At 43.1% G+C, this 17,643-nt stretch carries 18 protein-coding genes and 1 tRNA gene; 9 read left to right on the top strand and 10 right to left on the bottom strand.

Features of this window, described 5'->3' with window-relative positions; translation table 11 throughout:
• Nucleotides 1–19 precede the first annotated feature (19 nt).
• Nucleotides 20–766, bottom strand: a complete 747-nt coding sequence (locus tag FLA_RS08195; RefSeq protein ID WP_076381207.1) for an SDR family oxidoreductase — start codon at nt 764–766, stop codon at nt 20–22.
• A 121-nt stretch (nt 767–887) separates the two neighbouring features.
• Here FLA_RS08195 and FLA_RS08200 point away from each other — a divergent pair, with 121 nt between their 5' ends.
• On the top strand, nt 888–1,004 hold the full coding sequence (locus tag FLA_RS08200; protein WP_231940456.1) for a fatty acid desaturase: 117 nt from the start codon (nt 888–890) through the stop codon (nt 1,002–1,004).
• A 13-nt stretch (nt 1,005–1,017) separates the two neighbouring features.
• Here the strand turns inward: FLA_RS08200 and FLA_RS08205 are convergent, their stop codons facing one another.
• Nucleotides 1,018–2,217: an MFS transporter gene (locus FLA_RS08205; protein WP_084206417.1), complete on the bottom strand. Its 1,200-nt coding sequence runs from the start codon at nt 2,215–2,217 to the stop codon at nt 1,018–1,020.
• 109 nt (nt 2,218–2,326) lie between these two features.
• Here FLA_RS08205 and FLA_RS08210 point away from each other — a divergent pair, with 109 nt between their 5' ends.
• On the top strand, nt 2,327–2,821 hold the full coding sequence (locus FLA_RS08210) for a DUF4442 domain-containing protein (RefSeq protein ID WP_076381206.1): 495 nt from the start codon (nt 2,327–2,329) through the stop codon (nt 2,819–2,821).
• Here FLA_RS08210 and FLA_RS08215 read toward each other — a convergent pair.
• Both FLA_RS08215 and FLA_RS08220 read right to left on the bottom strand, forming a co-directional pair.
• Nucleotides 2,818–3,942, bottom strand: coding sequence for a zinc finger domain-containing protein (locus FLA_RS08215; RefSeq protein ID WP_076381205.1), 1,125 nt, complete (start codon nt 3,940–3,942; stop codon nt 2,818–2,820). The genes FLA_RS08210 and FLA_RS08215 overlap by 4 nt on opposite strands.
• Before the next feature lie 15 nt (nt 3,943–3,957).
• Nucleotides 3,958–5,064: an SPFH domain-containing protein gene (locus FLA_RS08220; RefSeq protein ID WP_076381204.1), complete on the bottom strand. Its 1,107-nt coding sequence runs from the start codon at nt 5,062–5,064 to the stop codon at nt 3,958–3,960.
• Between the two features lie 91 nt (nt 5,065–5,155).
• Between FLA_RS08220 and FLA_RS08225 the strand changes: the two genes are divergently transcribed.
• On the top strand, nt 5,156–5,485 hold the full coding sequence (locus tag FLA_RS08225; protein WP_076381203.1) for a hypothetical protein: 330 nt from the start codon (nt 5,156–5,158) through the stop codon (nt 5,483–5,485).
• A 274-nt stretch (nt 5,486–5,759) separates the two neighbouring features.
• On the opposite strand, the gene FLA_RS08230 is transcribed toward FLA_RS08225, so the two are convergent.
• From FLA_RS08230 to FLA_RS08240, 3 genes are all read right to left on the bottom strand, one after another.
• Nucleotides 5,760–5,845: transfer RNA gene (locus tag FLA_RS08230), tRNA-Leu, on the bottom strand.
• A gap of 72 nt (nt 5,846–5,917) precedes the next feature.
• A complete protein-coding gene (locus FLA_RS08235) occupies nt 5,918–7,066 on the bottom strand; it encodes a sensor histidine kinase (protein WP_076381202.1) in 1,149 nt (382 codons plus the stop codon).
• A 79-nt stretch (nt 7,067–7,145) separates the two neighbouring features.
• A complete protein-coding gene (locus FLA_RS08240; protein WP_076381201.1) occupies nt 7,146–8,135 on the bottom strand; it encodes a hypothetical protein in 990 nt (329 codons plus the stop codon).
• Nucleotides 8,136–8,253: 118 nt separating this feature from the next.
• Here FLA_RS08240 and holA point away from each other — a divergent pair, with 118 nt between their 5' ends.
• Complete coding sequence (gene holA, locus FLA_RS08245) at nt 8,254–9,255, top strand: DNA polymerase III subunit delta (RefSeq protein ID WP_076381200.1); 1,002 nt, start codon at nt 8,254–8,256, stop codon at nt 9,253–9,255.
• 1 nt (nt 9,256) lies between these two features.
• Here the strand turns inward: holA and FLA_RS08250 are convergent, their stop codons facing one another.
• Nucleotides 9,257–10,204, bottom strand: a complete 948-nt coding sequence (locus tag FLA_RS08250; protein ID WP_076381199.1) for a bifunctional riboflavin kinase/FAD synthetase — start codon at nt 10,202–10,204, stop codon at nt 9,257–9,259.
• A gap of 107 nt (nt 10,205–10,311) precedes the next feature.
• On the opposite strand from FLA_RS08250, the gene FLA_RS08255 reads away from it, so the two are divergent.
• Nucleotides 10,312–11,481, top strand: coding sequence for an AIR synthase related protein (locus tag FLA_RS08255; RefSeq protein WP_076381198.1), 1,170 nt, complete (start codon nt 10,312–10,314; stop codon nt 11,479–11,481).
• 28 nt (nt 11,482–11,509) lie between these two features.
• Here the strand turns inward: FLA_RS08255 and FLA_RS08260 are convergent, their stop codons facing one another.
• The gene (locus tag FLA_RS08260) at nt 11,510–12,901 is read right to left on the bottom strand and encodes a M56 family metallopeptidase (RefSeq protein WP_076381197.1); all 1,392 of its coding nucleotides are present in this window, start codon (nt 12,899–12,901) and stop codon (nt 11,510–11,512) included.
• Nucleotides 12,902–12,911: 10 nt separating this feature from the next.
• Complete coding sequence (locus tag FLA_RS08265) at nt 12,912–13,283, bottom strand: BlaI/MecI/CopY family transcriptional regulator (protein ID WP_076381196.1); 372 nt, start codon at nt 13,281–13,283, stop codon at nt 12,912–12,914.
• A gap of 170 nt (nt 13,284–13,453) precedes the next feature.
• Here FLA_RS08265 and FLA_RS08270 point away from each other — a divergent pair, with 170 nt between their 5' ends.
• The 4 genes from FLA_RS08270 to FLA_RS08285 all read left to right on the top strand — a co-directional run bounded on the left by FLA_RS08270 (nt 13,454) and on the right by FLA_RS08285 (nt 17,624).
• Entirely contained in the window at nt 13,454–14,137 is a 684-nt protein-coding gene (locus tag FLA_RS08270; RefSeq protein ID WP_076381195.1) for a cell division ATP-binding protein FtsE, read from the top strand.
• Between the two features lie 105 nt (nt 14,138–14,242).
• Entirely contained in the window at nt 14,243–14,515 is a 273-nt protein-coding gene (gene rpsO / locus FLA_RS08275; protein ID WP_076381194.1) for a 30S ribosomal protein S15, read from the top strand.
• 176 nt (nt 14,516–14,691) lie between these two features.
• Entirely contained in the window at nt 14,692–16,860 is a 2,169-nt protein-coding gene (gene pnp / locus FLA_RS08280; protein ID WP_076381193.1) for a polyribonucleotide nucleotidyltransferase, read from the top strand.
• 191 nt (nt 16,861–17,051) lie between these two features.
• Nucleotides 17,052–17,624, top strand: coding sequence for an RNA polymerase sigma-70 factor (locus tag FLA_RS08285; protein ID WP_076381192.1), 573 nt, complete (start codon nt 17,052–17,054; stop codon nt 17,622–17,624).
• Nucleotides 17,625–17,643 lie beyond the last annotated feature (19 nt).

A 17,643-nucleotide genomic window follows, 5' to 3' on the forward strand; every position in this document is an offset into this window, starting at 1 on the left:
CGTATTGTGGCAAAAAAAATCAATGTAATACAGTTAAGCCACCATCTGCTATCAACTCTGTACCGGTGATAAAAGCAGCGTCATCAGAAGCCAGGAATCGTACAGTTTTGGCTATTTCTTCGGCCTGTCCAAAACGTTGTAATAATAATTTCTGACCAAGTGCTTCACTAAAGCCGCTCACTTGTTCCTGCGTTAAACCCAGCTTGTTGTATAAAGGAGTAGCAACGGGACCGGGTGATACAGCGTTCACACGTATTTTGCGTGGAGCCAATTCTGTTGCCAGCACCCTGTTAAATGATAAAATAGCGCCTTTGCTTAAAGAGTATACACTGGAATCGGGCATACCTATAGAAGCATTTACAGAAGTGTTGAAGATGACAGAACCGCCATCGCTAAGCAGTGGCAACAATTTTTGTACGGTAAAGTATACGCCTTTTACATTGGCATTTACCACTTTGTCAAAATGCTCTTCTGTGGCAGTGGCAACAGAACTGAATTCGGCCACGCCTGCATTCAAGAACAGGATATCTACTTTACCAAAGCTTTTTTGTAGTTGGGTTGCCAGATTGTCTATATCGCCCGGGTTACTTTGATCGGTGGCGATGCCGGTGGCACCAATTTCTGCAGCTATTGCTTCTACTGACTGTTTGCTACGGCCGGTAATTACTACCTGTGCACCTTGCACTAAAAACTCTTTTGCAGTGGCTAAACCAATACCGCTGGTACCTCCTGTAACTACGGCAACTTTGTTGTTAAGTGTGTTCATTTTGTTTTGTTGTATTGTTATTTGGAATGTTTGTTCCGTAAAGGTAAGTGTAGTGGAATGAATGTTCCAAGTTTATTTTGGAACATTCATTCCTGTTTTATGGAAGATGTTTATTTTTAGTATGTTCTATCACCTGGAACATCACTTGTTTCCGGCGGTACCTACTATTAAGTTGCCGGAACTGGCTAAACGGATAGATGAGGCTTTGCCCGAATTAGAAAAGAAGCAGACCTTTTAGCATATTGGGTTGATTATACTATACTGCGGTGCCGCTGGTTATATACGAATATAGCCAGCAGCAATCCTGTAAATACTACTCCCATACTAAAGGGAAAAATGTATTGCATACCCCAGTGGCTGGCCACAGCGCCAATCATAGGGCCGGTAATACCCAGCGATATATCAATAAACAAACCATAGCCGCCCAATGCTGCGCCTTTGTTAGCAGGCGGAACTCTTTTTACTGCTTCTACGCCCAGGGCTGGAAACACCAGCGAAAAGCCCAAACCGGTAATGCCTGCACCCGCCAATGCGGCAAAAGGGGTACTGGCAAGCCATATCAGTAATAGCCCCACGGTTTCCAGCGAAAGGCAGGCAAGGGCTATGCGCATACCGCCGTATTTGTCTATGGTACTTCCAAACACCACACGGGCCAGGATAAACAACGTGCTGAATACAGAAAGGCAAAGCACAGCATTGGTCCAATTAAGATAAGCGTAATAGAGTGTGATAAAAGTAGAAATAGTACCAAAGCCCACACCACCCAACGCCAGGCAAATGCCATAGACCGACACTTTTTTCAGCACCTGCAAAAATGCTTCGCGTGGAGCATCGGTGTTGCCCTGTAATGGCTTTTTACTTTTGCTGTAAAAGTAGCCCCCCAGGCCGGTTACAAAAATGAAGATACCTATGTTGGTCATGCCAAGGCTGTTGCTGATAGCAACACCCAGTGAAGCACCGATAGCCAGGGCACCGTAGCTGGCTATACCATTAAAAGAAATAGCCCGGCTGGTGTGTTTATCACCTACCGTTAAAATGGCCCAGTTAATAGGGCTGGCGCCAATAAGGCCTTCGCCAAAACCTGTTACTAACCGGGTAATTACCAGTAAAGACAAACTTAACGTGGGAATGTGTTTTACCATAATGGCTGCTATTAACACAAGGCCGCTTACGGTAAAGCCTGCCATGCCCAGCATTACAGCAGGTTTAGGCCCTTTTTTATCTACCAGGTTACCGGCATATCCGCGCATGAGAAAGGTGGTTACATATTGTATGCTTATTACTGCGCCCGCTATCATGGCATTAAAGCCTAATTGCTGGTGAATGAACACGGGTAACACCGCTAGCGCCAGACCGATAGTGAAATAGCCGATAAAAGTGAGGGCTGCAAAGGATGCTAATGTAAAACGTAACTGGATTGGATTTTCTTCTGCACTGATTCCTGCCTCCATAAAACTTCAATTAATCTCTTAACATAATCAAGGGTAGTACAAAGGTACTTAGTAAGTGGAATTGTATGTATATTTAATGTGTTTGCCACCAATTGAAAATGTTAATGCCATGACGAATGCTGTAACTGCTAAGAAGAAATTTGCACAATTAGCCACCAACCGGTTCAAATTTTCACTATACCTGTTAAGTAAGCTGCCTGCAGCCTTTTTTTCAGGGGTAAGCGTTATTTCGTTGCATGATAACACCTGTAGTGTAAAAGTGCCTTATAAGTGGTTTTCGCAAAACCCTTTTCGCAGCACTTATTTTGCCTGCCTGGCCATGGCTGCAGAGTTAAGCACTGGTATGCTGGCTATGTTGCAGGTAAAAGGAGTGGAGCAACCTGTTTCTATGCTGGTGCTGGAAATGAAAGCGGCCTTTCATAAAAAAGCGACGGGAAATACAGTGTTTACCTGCCTGGATGGTGAATTACTTGCAGAGATGGTGAATAAAGCGGTAACAACACAGCAACCACAAACCTGTATAGTAACCTCGGTAGGGTTAAACGATAAAGGAGAGGAGGTTGCTGTATTTACTATTACCTGGACATTTAAAGCCAAAGCTTAATTACTACTATTGCTGAAGCAATATGCTATGAAAATGATAATGCCTATAGCAGCTAACACTGCCAGCGCTATTTTGGCAGCACTGTAAGGGCGCTCGCCCACTACTTCGCCTGTGCTGGCATTTACAGTAAAATGATACAGTTTATTGTTGTATTTATAAGCGCTGATCCATACCGGTAATAACAGGTATTTGAGTGCCAGATTTTCGTACAATGCCTGGTAACTGCCTATGCGTTGCTCATCACCGCCAATATCATGTTCTATGGTGTTTCTGATAACACCATCCATTCTTCTTTTGGCTTCTGTTAAACCATTTTCGGCGGTAACCTGGTATAGCTCAGAGCGAAAACCACTCACATATTGTTCGTTGTAACGAACGAGCTGGTTCATGTGCCAGGGCTCCAGCCTGTTAGATACTTTGGGCGGTAGTGACTGGCTTGCTGCTACAATAATATCAGTAAACTGGTTATATACTGTGCCGCTTACATAATGCCAACGGGTGTGTCGTACCTGGCGGGTGCGTGTTTCCGTTTTTCCGTTCACAGTTTCGGTATACGTTTCTGTGGTATAGTAATAATCGCCCCGCTCGCCATCGTAGTCGGTAGTTGTGTCCGCATCGTAGCTCCAGTGTGGCAGGTACATTCCTTTAAACTTACTACTCTCATTGGTGGCCATTTTGGCCAGATCGTTCGGGGCAAACCATAGTTTGGTTAACCAAGTTCGAAAAGCCTTGACAGCATCGGTTTGTGTTACCTGGAAGGGGAGCACGTAGTGTGGGCTAACAATTTGCTGGTTAGCTGCTTCATTGAGCACCAGGGGACTTGCGCAGAAGGTACAATTCTCAGAGTTTACCTCTGGTGGCAAAGTGGTAGCGGCGCCGCAGTTTTTACAGCTGACCACTCGTTCTACGTGCGCATTGTTGTTGTTGCGTACGCTTTCAATAAACGCTTCATAATCGTACGATACTATAGTCAAAGCGCCTGTGTCGTACGGAATATCGTTGGTGGCGCCGCAATAGGTACATTTCAGCTGGTGGGTGCCAGGTGCAAAATGTAATGTGGCGCCACAGCTCTCGCATTGCAGCGAGGTATTGAGGGTAGCAGGTTGTTCGGCCTGTGGCATGTGTACTATTAAATTTTAAACAGCTGGTAAAGGTGGTGGAACGTTGTTGAATAAGGCTGCCAGTTCGGGAATAGTATTGGCAGGTGCCCAGCTGGCCATGCCTTTTTTCCAGAACTGTGTTTGCTGGTTAACAGTACCTGCTGCTATCAGTTGGTTTAATTGTTCCATGGTATATGGGCCTGCCTGCTGGCCATTGATGGCGGCAAAAAATGGTACAGCCTGTGGAATAGGAGGCGGACCATCATTACCCTGAAACTGGTTTTGCTGGAATACATTGCCTAACTGCCCACCTATAGCCATACCTACACCTGCGCCCAGTCCCGCACCGGCTAAACCACCACCGTTAGGGTTGGTAGCTGCCTGCTCCATGGCATTGGCTGCCTGAAACTGTGCATAAGCACCCAGGTTACCTACAATGCCCATGCTGCTGCGTTTATCCAATGCAGCTTCTACCTCAGGAGGTAAAGAAATGTTTTCAATTAAAAACTTGGTTAACTCAAGCCCCAGCTCGGTAAACTCAGGTTTTATTTTATCGGTAATCAGTGCAGATACTTCATCGTAATTCGCGGCCAGGTCCAGCACCGGAATTTTAGCTTGTGCAATAGCATCTATGCCACGGGTAATGGCCAGGTTGCGTAATTGCTCGTTAATGCCATCTACCGAAAATTCAGGGTTGGTGGCTGCAATCTCTTTTAAAAAGATTTCGGCGCTTTGCACACGAAAAGCAAAAGAGCCAAATGCACGCAAACGTACCGGGCCAAACTCTGCATCGCGCAGCATTACCGGATTGCGGGTGCCCCATTTCTGGTTGGTAAACTGCCGGGTGCTTACAAAAAACACATCCGCTTTGTAGGGACTATCAAAACCATATTTCCATCCTTTCAGCGTAGAAAGAATAGGCAGGTTTTGGGTGGTAAGCGTGTACATGCCGGGTTTAAAAACATCTGCAATCACCCCTTCGTTCATAAATACAGCCAGCTGCGATTCGCGCACAGTAAGCTTTGCATTCATTTTAATTTCATTCTGGTAGCGCGGAAACTTCCATACGATAGTGTCGTTGGTGTTATCCACCCACTCAATAATGTCAATAAACTCGTTCCTGATTTTGTCAAAAAGTCCCATATATCAGTTTTTATAAGAAGATGAAATTAGAATAAAGAGCAGAATTAATGATTACCGGCTATATAAAAAGTGTGTTTGTCTATTGTTAATAATGGAAGTAAAAGTGGGGCTTATCAGGAGGAAAACAAGACTTACGGAAAAAATATTCGTGCTGACGGAGTTTCCGTTGGGGCTGACGGAAAAAGCGGAGGGGCAAACGGAACCCTTGCATGGCCATACGGAAAAAGTATTTGAACAAACAGGATGTAAGTACGGCAGAGCAGCACTTCTGTTTGACCATACAGGTATCCCGTTTGGGCAAACAGAAGACTGGTTTTTGTATACGGAAAAAATGTTCTTGCAAACGGAGTCTTTGTTTGATCAAACCGAAGTGCTGTATATACATACCGGGCCACCGTTTGATCTGACGGAAATTCCGTAAGGCCATGCAAGGGTTCCGTCTGATCAGACAGGCATTCCGTCAGCACGAATATTTTTTCCGTAAGTGCAAGTGGCGTGTAAAAAAGTAACAACCGATGGATGGTATGAAGTGCTTTTGTTTCCGTTAGAGTGGTAAATATTATGGGCAGATATGAAACAATTGCGGTAGATACAAAAGCTAAGATGGTAATATCTGCAGTAAAAAAGGGAATGCACCAGGAACAGGCGGAAAAGAAAAACGGACAAAAGAGTAATACTACTTTTTGTCCGTTTAGTGCGGTGGAACAGATTCGAACTGTCACGCCCGGTAAAAGGCGCTACCACCTCAAGGTAGTGCGTCTACCAATTTCGCCACCACCGCATTCCCGTGGTTAACAGGGCGACAAAAGTAGGGGAAAATGCTTTTGTTTACTATTATTCTATAAATTTTTCTTTAACCCAGTACAATACGGAAGGTGGTGCCTTTGCCTGGCTCACTCCATTTTACGTAGATAATACCTTTGTGGTATTGTTCTATAATACGACGGGTTAAAGTAAGACCTAATCCCCAGCCGCGTTTACGGGTGGTAAAGCCGGGTTGGAATATCTTATTGATGTTTTTGGCAGGAATGCCTTTGCCGGTATCTGTAACATCTATCATTATTTTTTTATCCTGCTGTTGAAGGGTTACTTCTATGCTACCCTTGCCTTCCATAGCATCCAGGGAATTTTTTAGCAGGTTTTCTATTACCCAGTCAAACAATGGTGGAGAAATAGTAGTAACTACATCATGGGAAGGGTGGTGAAAGTGAAAGGAAACATGATTGCCCGCACGCTTTTTCATGTAATCGACCATATGTGCAATTTGCTCCGTGATGTTTTTTTGTTCCAGTTGTGGGGTGCTGCCTATTTTACCAAAGCGGTCGGTAACCAGTTGTAACCTGTTTACGTCTTTTTCTATTTCAGTAGCAAAAGGCAAATAGGCTTCTGTTTCTTTCAACACAGCTACCCAACCCTGCAGGCTGCTTACTGGAGTGCCTAACTGGTGGGCGGTTTCTTTGGCCATACCAGCCCACAGCTGGTTTTGCCGGCTATGGTAACTGGTTTGGATAAATAAAAGTCCTAACGCTATAAATAATGCCACAATCAATAAGAATACAATAGGGTAATACCGGATCTGTTGTTGCAGAAAGCTACGGCCATAGTAGTATTTATTGGCCTGGTAGGGATGTTCTTTCAATACTACTACAATAGGCTGATGTTGTTTCCGGAACTTTTGCAGAGTTTGCTGCAGGTAATTGTGGTTAGCTGCAATAGCAGCACTGTCTATATTTAAATAATTACCGGTAACGCTGTCCTTTTCGTTGGTTTCGATAATAGGTATGTCTGTGTTTTCCTGGGATATTTTTGAAGCAAGCGCCAGGTTATTACCATCGTTGCTGTTGAGAATGGTTTGCTGCGCTTCTACCCAGGAGTCCACCTTCTTTCTTTCTTCTGTTTCCAGCTTTTGCGAGAGGTATTGCGAGTAAAAGAACACGGCTATTACAATGCCTGTAGCCATTAGCACCAGCCCTGTTTTCCAGTTAAGCCACGATTGAATCATGTGTGTAATATAAAAAGAAATCCCGCAACACTGTGCGGGACTTCCATGGTATTATATATATTGAAAAGGGGAATGCTGACTAGCTGAATAATCCGCCTTTTTTCAGCGTTTTAATGCCTTCACCAATCTTATAACCGTTCTGGTAAATTTCAATTTTATAGTTACCAGTTTCGTATTTGCCATCCTGCTTCCAATCAAAGCTTACAGGAGTGCGTTTGCCTTGCTGATATTGAACGTTTACTTTGTTGGTATACACTCTGTCGCCATCTTCACGGGTAGTGAAGGTGCCACTGCCATAAGCAGGAATAGATACTGGCTTGCCTTCAGGATTAGTCATACATACATACAGTTCTTTGTTACCGCTGGTAGCTACCCTGTTTTCATCCAGGTCGAAAGAGATACGTAACAGATCAGCTCTTTTTGCTGTGGTAGTAGCTTTTTCTTTGCCGCTGCCTTTTACGTCAATAGCTGTGATGTTGATATTAGACACGTGCAGGGTAGAACCTACATCTGCCAGGTGATCTTTCTCAGCCTGAGTAGCGGTAAGATTTTGCTGGATCTGCTGCTTTTGCGAGCTTAAAGTGTCTCTTTCTGTAGTTAACTGCTGGTTAGAAGCGGTAAGTTGATCGTTCTCGCCTTTCAGTCTTTCTACTTCTGATAACAGATCGTTGATTTTGCCGTTCAGCTCATTGATTTTAGTTCTGGCTTTAGACAAATCGCCATTCTTTTCTTTCAGAATGCTTCTGATTTCACCTTTCAGCTTGTCAATTTCTTGTTTGCGTTCACCCAGTGCGCCTTGCAGTTGTGCATTGTCGCCTGTCAGTGAATCCATACGGGCTAATGCGTCGTTATATTCCAACTGAATAGAATTACGGGCAGAGTCCACATTGGTAAACTGTGTTTGTAATTGTGTTAACTCGCTTTTTGATTCGCTTTTATCCCAGATAATGTAGCCCCATGTGCCTAATAATAATACTACAAGAGCACCATATATCAACTTTCTGCTGTCGTTTGACTTTGGAGTTGGGCGTGGCGTGGGAGTTGGGGTAGGTTCGTTTGTGTAACTCATATACGATGAAATTTTGGGTCCAATAATAAATTAAAATTGTTAAGTTCTGAGCGCAAAAATTCCAAAACCATGCCAAAAAGGTGAAAGGAAAATCTGCCATGTGCTATCTTTGTTTTCTATGTCTGCAGAAAAGATCATTTCAGAATGGAAAAAGGGGCAATTTAAACCGGTTTATTGGTTGGAAGGCGATGAACCTTATTTTATTGACCAGGTAGTGAACTATGCAGAGCATCATATATTGAATGAGAGTGAAGCGGGGTTTAATTTAACAGTATTTTACGGTCGTGATGCCGATTGGGCTTCCATTGTAAATGCCTGCAGGCGGTATCCTATGTTTGCCGAACGTCAGGTGGTGCTGTTAAAAGAAGCCCAGCAAATGCGGGATGTGGAAAAGCTGGAAGCTTATATTGATAACCCGCAGCCCACTACCATATTTGTAGTAAGTTATAAAGAGAAGAAGGTGGATGCGCGTACCAAATTTGCTAAAGCGCTGAAGCAGAAGGGGGAGATGCTTACTACCAAAAAGATGTATGATAACCAGTTGCCCGATTGGGTAAACCAGATGGTGCAACGGCATCAGCTGGGCATTACACAAAAGGCCTTATTATTACTGGTAGATCATATTGGTAACGATTTAAGCCGTTTGCAGAATGAGGTGGAAAAAATAGCTGTAAACCTCAATGGCCGTAAAGAAATAACCGAAGAAGATATTGAAACTTTTGTAGGTATCAGCAAAGAGTTTAACGTGTTTGAGTTACAGGATGCAGTGGTGAAAAAAGATTTACCCAAGGCCATCCGTATCATTAAATACTTTGAAGCCAACCCCAAGGCGGCACCTATTCAAATGATACTACCAGCCTTATATAATTTTTTCAGTAAGGTATTTATGGTGTTTGCATTGCCTTCTAAAGATGAAAGATCGGTGGCGGCAGGCTTAGGTGTGAACCCTTTCTTTGCTAAAGACTATCTTACGGCTTCACGTAACTACGATTTCAGGGGCACCGAAAAGGTATTGTTGTTATTGCATGCGTATAATCTGCGTAGCATTGGTATTGACGATGCAGGCACCAGTGATGCTGATTTGCTGAAAGAATTGTTGGTAAAAATGATGATGAATTAAGTCAGGAGAGCAGTTGGGCAGATTGTTCCCTGTCTTTGGCCAGTTGCTCTTTTAACGCATCCAATCCATTGAACTTTTGCTCTCCGCGCAGGTAGTGATGAACCGATACCTGTAATACATGGCCGTATATATCTTCATTGAAATCGAAAATATTCACTTCAATGGTTTTGTGGCTGCCATTTACAGTAGGGCGAACTCCAATGTTCATCATTCCTTTATACTCTTCCGATTTACGGTGGGTAATCTGATGTATAATCGTTACTGTTACCGCGTATACGCCATTACCAGGAATGAGTTTGCTTTCGTTCTCTATTTTCAAATTGGCAGTGGGGTAGCCGATAGTGCGGCCTAAACGATTGCCTTCTATTACCCGGCCTTCGAAAAAATAGGGGTAGCCCAGGCAATCATTGGCGGTAATAATGTCTTTTCCGGCTATTGCTTCCCGTATGCGGGTAGAGCTGATGGCCACTTCATTGAGCACCTGTTCGGGAATTTCTTTTACTGTAAAGCCCAGCTCTTTGCCTATGCTTTCCATTAAATGATAATCTCCCTGGCGGTTTTTACCAAAATGATGGTCGTAACCTATAATAACGGTATGCGGGTGAAAGCGGGCAAACAGAAAATCGTGCACATAATCATTTGCCGAAAGGTTGGAAAACGCTTCATTAAACGGCACCACTACCAGGTGGTTAACCCCCTGAGCTTCCAGTAATGCTATTTTTTCGTCGAGGGAATTTAATAATTGCACAGCCGATGCATTATGTTTAACCACAATGCGTGGGTGCGGATGAAAGGTAATTATTACAGTTTCGCCGTTTACCTTAGCCGCTTCTTCTTTCAGCTGAGCAATAATTTGCTGGTGCCCTGTATGAACGCCGTCGAATGTGCCTATTGTAATTACCGCATTTTTAAAAGCCGGTAAATTTGTAATATCCTTATGTACCTGCATAAAATAGTTTACAAAACTAATTGTTTCATCTGAAACCCGGCTTCGCAGTTTTCTGAGTTTCTGACTACCTTTGCAACAATTTTAAGAATTAAACCTGTTTCAAATCAATGTCGTTATACGCGCAACGTGGAGTTTCCGCACAGAAAGAAGAGGTACATGCAGCCATCCAAAAACTGGATAAAGGACTTTATGAAAACGCCTTTTGTAAAATTTACCCCGATTACTTATGCGGAGATGACAGCTGGGTAAACGTAATGCATGCCGATGGGGCAGGTACTAAAAGTATTCTGGCCTACCTGTATTGGAAAGAAACCGGGGACGTATCGGTATGGAAGGGCATTGCACAGGATGCGGTGGCTATGAACCTGGACGACCTGTTATGTGTAGGCATTGCCGATAATATCCTGTTTTCCAGCACCATTGACAGAAACAAAACCCTCATTCCGGGCGCTATACTGGAAGCCGTAATTAATGGTACCCAGGAGTTTTTTGATGAATTAAAGAAATATGGGGTTAACATTCACTACCTGGGCGGTGAAACTGCTGATGTGGGGGATGTGGTAAGAACAATAGCTGTAAACGGCACTATGACCAGCCGCTGGCCTAAAAACAAGCTGATTACCAACGATAATATCAAACCTGGTAATGTAATTGTAGGTTTTGCCAGCTTTGGACAGGCGGTGTACGAACAGGAATATAACAGTGGCCTGGGCAGCAATGGCTTAACCAGCGCCCGACACGATGTGCTGGATAAAATATATGCACAGCAATATCCGGAAACATTTGAACCTACGCTGAAAAACGAGGTGGTATATATTGGTAAGAACAAAATGACAGATACTTTATCTATCAATGGCACAAGCCTGTCTGTGGGTAAACTGTTGTTGAGTCCTACCCGCACTTATGCTCCTTTAATGAAAGTACTGCTGGACGAATTCTTTGATGTAATTGACGGAGCTATTCATTGCAGCGGTGGTGGACAAACCAAGTGCATGAAATACCTGCCACAGCCGGTGAAAATTGTAAAAGACAACTTATTTACGCCGCCACCTATATTTCAACTGATCCAGGAAAATTCCGGTGCAGATGATAAAGAGATGTACCAGGTGTTTAACATGGGGCACAGACTGGAAATATTTACGGATGCGGCTTCTGCTGATAAAATGATTGCTGCCGGCGCTAAACTGGGCATTGAAGGCCAGGTAGTGGGCAGGGTAGAAGCGGCGGAGAAAAAATCGCTTGAGTTATACGCAAATAAAAAGTGGATTAGTTACTAATCCACTTTTTTCTTTCTGCTGTAATATATTATTGCTTTTGGGCCGCTTTGGTATGTATTTCTACTACACCGTTAGCGCCTTTGCTGCCGTATTTAGCGGTAGCCGCAGTGCCTTTAAACACATCTACAGATTGTATGGCCTCAGGAGCTAAAGCATTAACAGCTTCCCAGGCAACTTCTTCTCCGTCTATCATATAAAGTGGTGGTGTGCTTACAGCTTTTGTTTTAACGTGAACTTTGTTGGCTGATACGCTTGCGGAATCATGAGAAGCATAGCCTGTTACTTTGCCTTCCGCATCGCTGATAATATGGTTTATATAGCTTTTATCGGAAGTATCAATAGGCTCTTTGGATCTTTTTACAACATATACTTCTCCATAAAATTTAAAGGCGGTAGAGTCTGCATCACTCCCCCAGCCTTCTTTAGGCTTTTGCTTTATACGTATCCTGTCAGCCAAAAAGGCGGTCGTTGCATTTGTTTCGTCTATAGTAATAGTTTTAGACTCCAATACCATAGAAACGTTTTTCTCCTTTTTTACAGCAGAGTTTTGTTCCTGTGCTTTTACCCGGAAAGCAAACAGCAGTAATACAATTCCAGTAACGGGCAAAACCATTAAGCGACGCATGTAGCTGTAGCGTGGTTGTTTGGATGTGGTGAACATAGTTAATCTTCTTTTTATAGGTGAGTAAAAAAACGGTTGTGCCGGAGCAAAAGGGAATTTGGCATAGGTAGCTTGTAGCAGCATGGCTGCAAAAGCACTGGCATCTTTATCCTGTATGGCTTTGGCATCGGCTATAAATTCATGCACCATGTGTAGCTCTTTCTGTAAAATCCAGAAAAACGGGTTCATCCAGTAAAAGCATAACACCAGTTGCATCAGCAGTTTATCCCAGGTGTGCTTTTCCTGTATATGGGTGAGTTCATGTCGCCATATTTTCCGCCCGGTATTGTTATCCATATCCAGATCGTTGCGCCAGAACAGCCAGTTGAAAAAGGAAAACGGGGCTTGAGGCAGGTCGGTGTGAATGAGCACAAACTTTTGTTGTATCAGTGTATGCCGGAACCTGTTTTTCAGGCGAAAAAGCTGGCGGATACGCATGGCTTGTATCAGTAGCAATAACAGGCTGATTGTGGCAAGCGTTACCTGGATAACTAACCACCAGTTAATAGTACGCGCCGGGGGAGCAGGAATGTTGCCGATGTAAATTATCTGCATCCATTTTACTGCGGTAGCATTGCTACTTTGTACGAACCATTCCATTTGTATGAGTGGTAAACTTATACTGGCTATTACTGAAAACAGTAAATAAAACCGGTTGTACTGATGAAATTGCTTATTACGTAAAGCCAGCCAGTAGTAGCCCAACAACAGTCCCGAGCAGGCTATTACTTTTAACAGGTAAGTAAACAGTGCTTGCATATAAATGGCATTAATCGTTATCGTTATTCTTATGCTTGAGTTGAGTAAGCAGTAGCTCCAGGTCTTCCACCGTAAGTTTGTTGTCTTCTATCAGGAAGGAAACGGCTTTGCTGTAGCTACCTTCAAAATAACCTTTCACTAATCCTGACAAACTGCTTTGCGAATAAGCTTCTTTGGTTACCAGGGGGGTATAAAGGTGCATACGGCCTATGGTTTCAGTGCTTACAAACTGTTTTTCCACCAATATTTTCAACAGGGTGGCTACTGTGTTAGAATGAGGTTTAGGTTCGGGCATAGCATCTACCAGATCTTTCAAAAACCCTTTTTCCTGTTTCCACAAAACCTGCATTACCTGCTCTTCTGCTTTGGTAAGCGTTTTCATAACTAAAAGTTTAGTCGAATGTATGACTAGTTTTTTAGTTTGTAAACTAAAAATTTAGTTAAAATGGTTCAGGCAACCTTTTTGATACATATAAAATAGTGAGGAATGGGCCAGAGCATTAACTTTGAAGCCTATTTACTATACCCATTAATTCTTGATACCAATATTTTATGTCTGAAACAGTCGTATCCGTTCGTGATGTGAATATATACCAGGGCAGTAACCTGGTATTGCAGGATGTGAATTTCAACATCAACCGGGGAGAGTTTGTGTACCTGGTAGGCAAAACCGGCACCGGCAAAAGCAGCTTGTTGAAAACATTGTATGGCGAATTGCCTTTGAGAGAAGGCACAGCTAATGTGGCTGGCTTTGATTTAAAAGGGATGAACTGGAAAAAAGTACCTTTTTTACGCAGAAACCTGGGGGTGGTATTCCAGGATTTTCAGTTGCTGACCGATCGTAATGTGCATCAAAACCTGCGCTTTGTGTTAAAAGCTACCGGCTGGACCGATGAAAAACTGATTGAAGAAAAGATCAATGATGTGCTGGATAAGGTAGGTTTAAAAAGCAAAGGGTTTAAAATGCCTTTTGAAATGAGTGGGGGAGAGCAGCAACGTGTAGATATTGCGCGGGCTTTGCTTAATTCGCCGAAACTGATACTGGCGGATGAACCTACGGGTAACCTTGACCCCGAAACCAGCGATGAAATTATGCAATTGCTGTTTCAGATATGTAAAGATTATGGAACTGCTATTGTAATGGCCACCCATGATTTTATTGTAATAAACCGATATCCTTCCCGCATGTTGAAAACAGAGAGGAACAGGGTGTTGGACAGTGCTGTACCTGCCTAGGGAAAAAGTTTTCCCGAAACACACCTTGTGGTATAAAAAATTTTACTACCTTCGCGTTCCAAATAGAAGAAGTAAAACCTTGGATGTTTTTTAAAAAAAAGTGAGATGCCTTATTTAACAAAAGAAAAAAAAGCAACAATTTTTGCAACTTACGGTGGTAATGCCGCTAATACAGGTTCAATCGAAGGTCAGGTAGCCCTTTTAACTGAGCGTATTTCTAGCATATCCAAACACTTACAGGCAAATAAACATGACCATTCTACCCAGCGCGGCCTGATGAAAATGGTTGGTCAGCGTAAACGTTTGTTGGTTTATATGCAAAAGCATAACCTGCAAGGTTACCGCGCGTTGATCGAGAAACTGGGTCTTAGAAAATAAACTTTTCAAGCTATGTTATAAGCTATTCCCAACTGACTTAAGACGGTTGGGAATACTTTTTTGTATAGCTATGCCAGTTTGTGTGAAATAAGATTGCAAAAACCAGATGTGGATGCATGATTTGTACCTATACACTACACCGTACACATAGCACACATCGTAAATCTGATTGATTTATGTTATCACAACCATTTAGTGTGTCTTTTGACCTGGGTGGTGGTCGCGAAGTGACCATCGGAACCGGTAAGCTTGCACGTCAGGCTAATGGTGCTGTTACCGTACAGCAGGGCAATAATATTTTATTAGCTACCGTAGTGGCCAATAAAGAGCCCAAAGAAGGTCAGGAATTTTTCCCGCTATCTGTTGACTACCAGGAGAAATTTGCATCAGCAGGTCGTATCCCGGGGTCTTTCTTCAAAAGAGAAGGCAGACTGAGCGATTCTGAAATACTGATCAGCCGCCTGGTTGACCGTGCGCTGCGTCCGTTGTTTCCTGAAGATTATTTCTGTGATGTTCAGGTGTTAATTACCCTGGTATCCAGTGATGCTGAAATTTTACCTGATGCGCTGGCCTGTTTAGCAGCTTCAGCGGCATTAGCTGTTTCCGATATTCCTATTAAAGAGATCATTTCTGAAGTAAGGATTGGCCGTATTGATGGACAGTTTGTTGTAAACCCATCCCGTGCTGAGCTGGCTAAAGCAGATATGGACTTTATAATTGCGGCTACTGAAAAGAACCTGATGATGGTGGAAGGCGAAAGCCAGGAGTGTAGCGAAGAAGACCTGGTAAAAGCTTTACAGGTAGCGCATGATGCTATCCGTATTCAAATTAAAGCACAACAGGAATTACGCAACAAAGTAGGTGTTACTACCAAAAGAGATTATACCAAGCCTGAGCAGAACGAAGCTATTAAAGCGGCAGTAACTGCTTTTACAGCTGAAAGAATTAAGGCTATTGCCCGTGCGGGAAGCTCCAAGCACGACCGCAGTGATGCCTTTAAAGTGCTGAAAGATGAGTTAATTGCCAGCCTGGGTGAAGAAGCGGATGATAAAACCAAAAAACACGCTAAAAAATATTACGAAGATTTACAGTGGGAACTGGTTCGTGATATGATTCTGGACGACCGTATCCGTTTGGATGGCCGCCAGTTAGATCAGGTGCGTCCGTTGACAATGGAAGTAGACCCATTACCAACGCCACACGGTTCGGCTTTATTTACCAGGGGCGAAACCCAATCACTGACTACAGTTACCCTGGGTACTCCACTGGACGAGTTGCTGGTAGAAAGCGCTGCTAAATCTGACTACTCCAAGTTTATCCTGCACTATAATTTCCCTCCGTTCTCTACCGGTGAAATTAAGCCTATGCGTGGTCCTGGCCGTCGTGAGGTAGGGCATGGTAATCTGGCTATGCGTAGCCTGAAACAAATGATGCCTGGTAACGATTATGCCTACACCGTTCGCGTGGTAAGTGACGTTCTGGAAAGTAATGGTTCCAGCTCCATGGCTACTGTTTGTGCCGGTTCTCTGGCGCTGATGGATGCGGGTGTGCCTATTCCAAAACACGTGAGTGGTGTGGCAATGGGATTGATTACCCGTGGCGATGGTAAATATGCTATTTTAACTGACATTCTGGGCGATGAAGATCACCTGGGTGATATGGACTTTAAGGTAACCGGTACACGCGAAGGTATTTGCGGTGTGCAGATGGATATTAAAGTGGATGGCTTAAGCATGGATGTAATGCGTGAAGCATTAAACCAGGCGTTAAAAGGCCGTTTACATATCCTGGACGGTTTGTATGAATGTATTCCTGCAGCACGTGCTGAGGTGAAACCACATGCACCACGCATGGAGAAACTGATTATTGACAAAGAATTTATCGGCGCAGTAATCGGACCCGGCGGTAAGGTGATTCAGGAAATACAAAAAGAAACCGGCACTACTATCAATATTGAAGAGGTAGGCAACTTCGGTGAAGTAAGCATCTTCTCCAGCAATAAAGAAAGTGTAGTAAAAGCCGTGAATTGGGTGAAGGGTATTGTAGCCGTGCCACAGGTAGGTGAAGTATACGAAGCCAAAGTAAAAACCATACAGCCTTATGGCGCGTTTGTTGAGTTTTTACCTAAAAAAGAAGGCCTGTTACACATTAGCGAAATTTCCTGGAAACGTTTAGATAGTCTGGAAGGCGTTCTGAAAGAAGGAGATGTAGTGAAAGTGAAGTTGATTGGTCTGGATCAAAAAACCGGCAAATTTAAATTAAGCCGCAAAGTTTTGATGCCTAAGCCTGAACAAAAGCCAAGAGCTGAACAGGAAAATGAAGCTTCGGAAGAGACTTCTAACTAGGTGATAAATTAGTGGTAAATACCTATTTTTAGCAGAAAAAGCTGTCTGAGTTACATTCTCAGGCAGCTTTTTTTTATTATTACATTGCTTTATATAAGTGTGGTAATAAATAAAGGTCATTTAACCTGCTATAAAGTATAATTAAGAAAATAATTAATCTATACTTTTCAACAGGTGCCAAACTTTCTGCTATGATGATTCATAAAGTGAATGATAATGTGCTGCTTGACCGTTTAGCCAACGGTGATGAACATGCGTTGAACGAAATTTATCTGCTTTACTGGCAGGATTTGTTTATGTGCGCCTACAACGTTTTAAAAGACAAAGCTGCCTGCGAAGACATTGTGCAGGATTTGTTTTTACAGCTTTGGCAGAAAAGATCTACCATACAGATTAATATTTCCCTTCGTGCTTATTTATACACAGCTGTTCGCTATAATGTATTCAGACAAATACGTACCGGCAAGGTAAGAAGTGTATTGTTTGAAGAAGCGGCAGAACGCATGGCTGCCAACACCACTGAATTTATAATGGCAGAAAAGGAGATGAGCAAGCAGGTAGCACGTGTAGTAGCTGCTTTGCCCGATAAATGCCGCGAAGTATATAAATTGAGCAGGGAAGAACAACTTACACATAAAGAGATAGCTTCCCGTTTAAATATTTCTACCAAAACAGTCGAAAATCAATTAACCATCGCTTTAAAAAGAGTGCGCGCTTCATTGAACACAATAGCCCTGATAGTTGTTACCCTATTAGCGAATTGAGGATCAATGACTTTATTAT

The organism is Filimonas lacunae (assembly GCF_002355595.1).
GTDB lineage: Bacteria > Bacteroidota > Bacteroidia > Chitinophagales > Chitinophagaceae > Filimonas > Filimonas lacunae.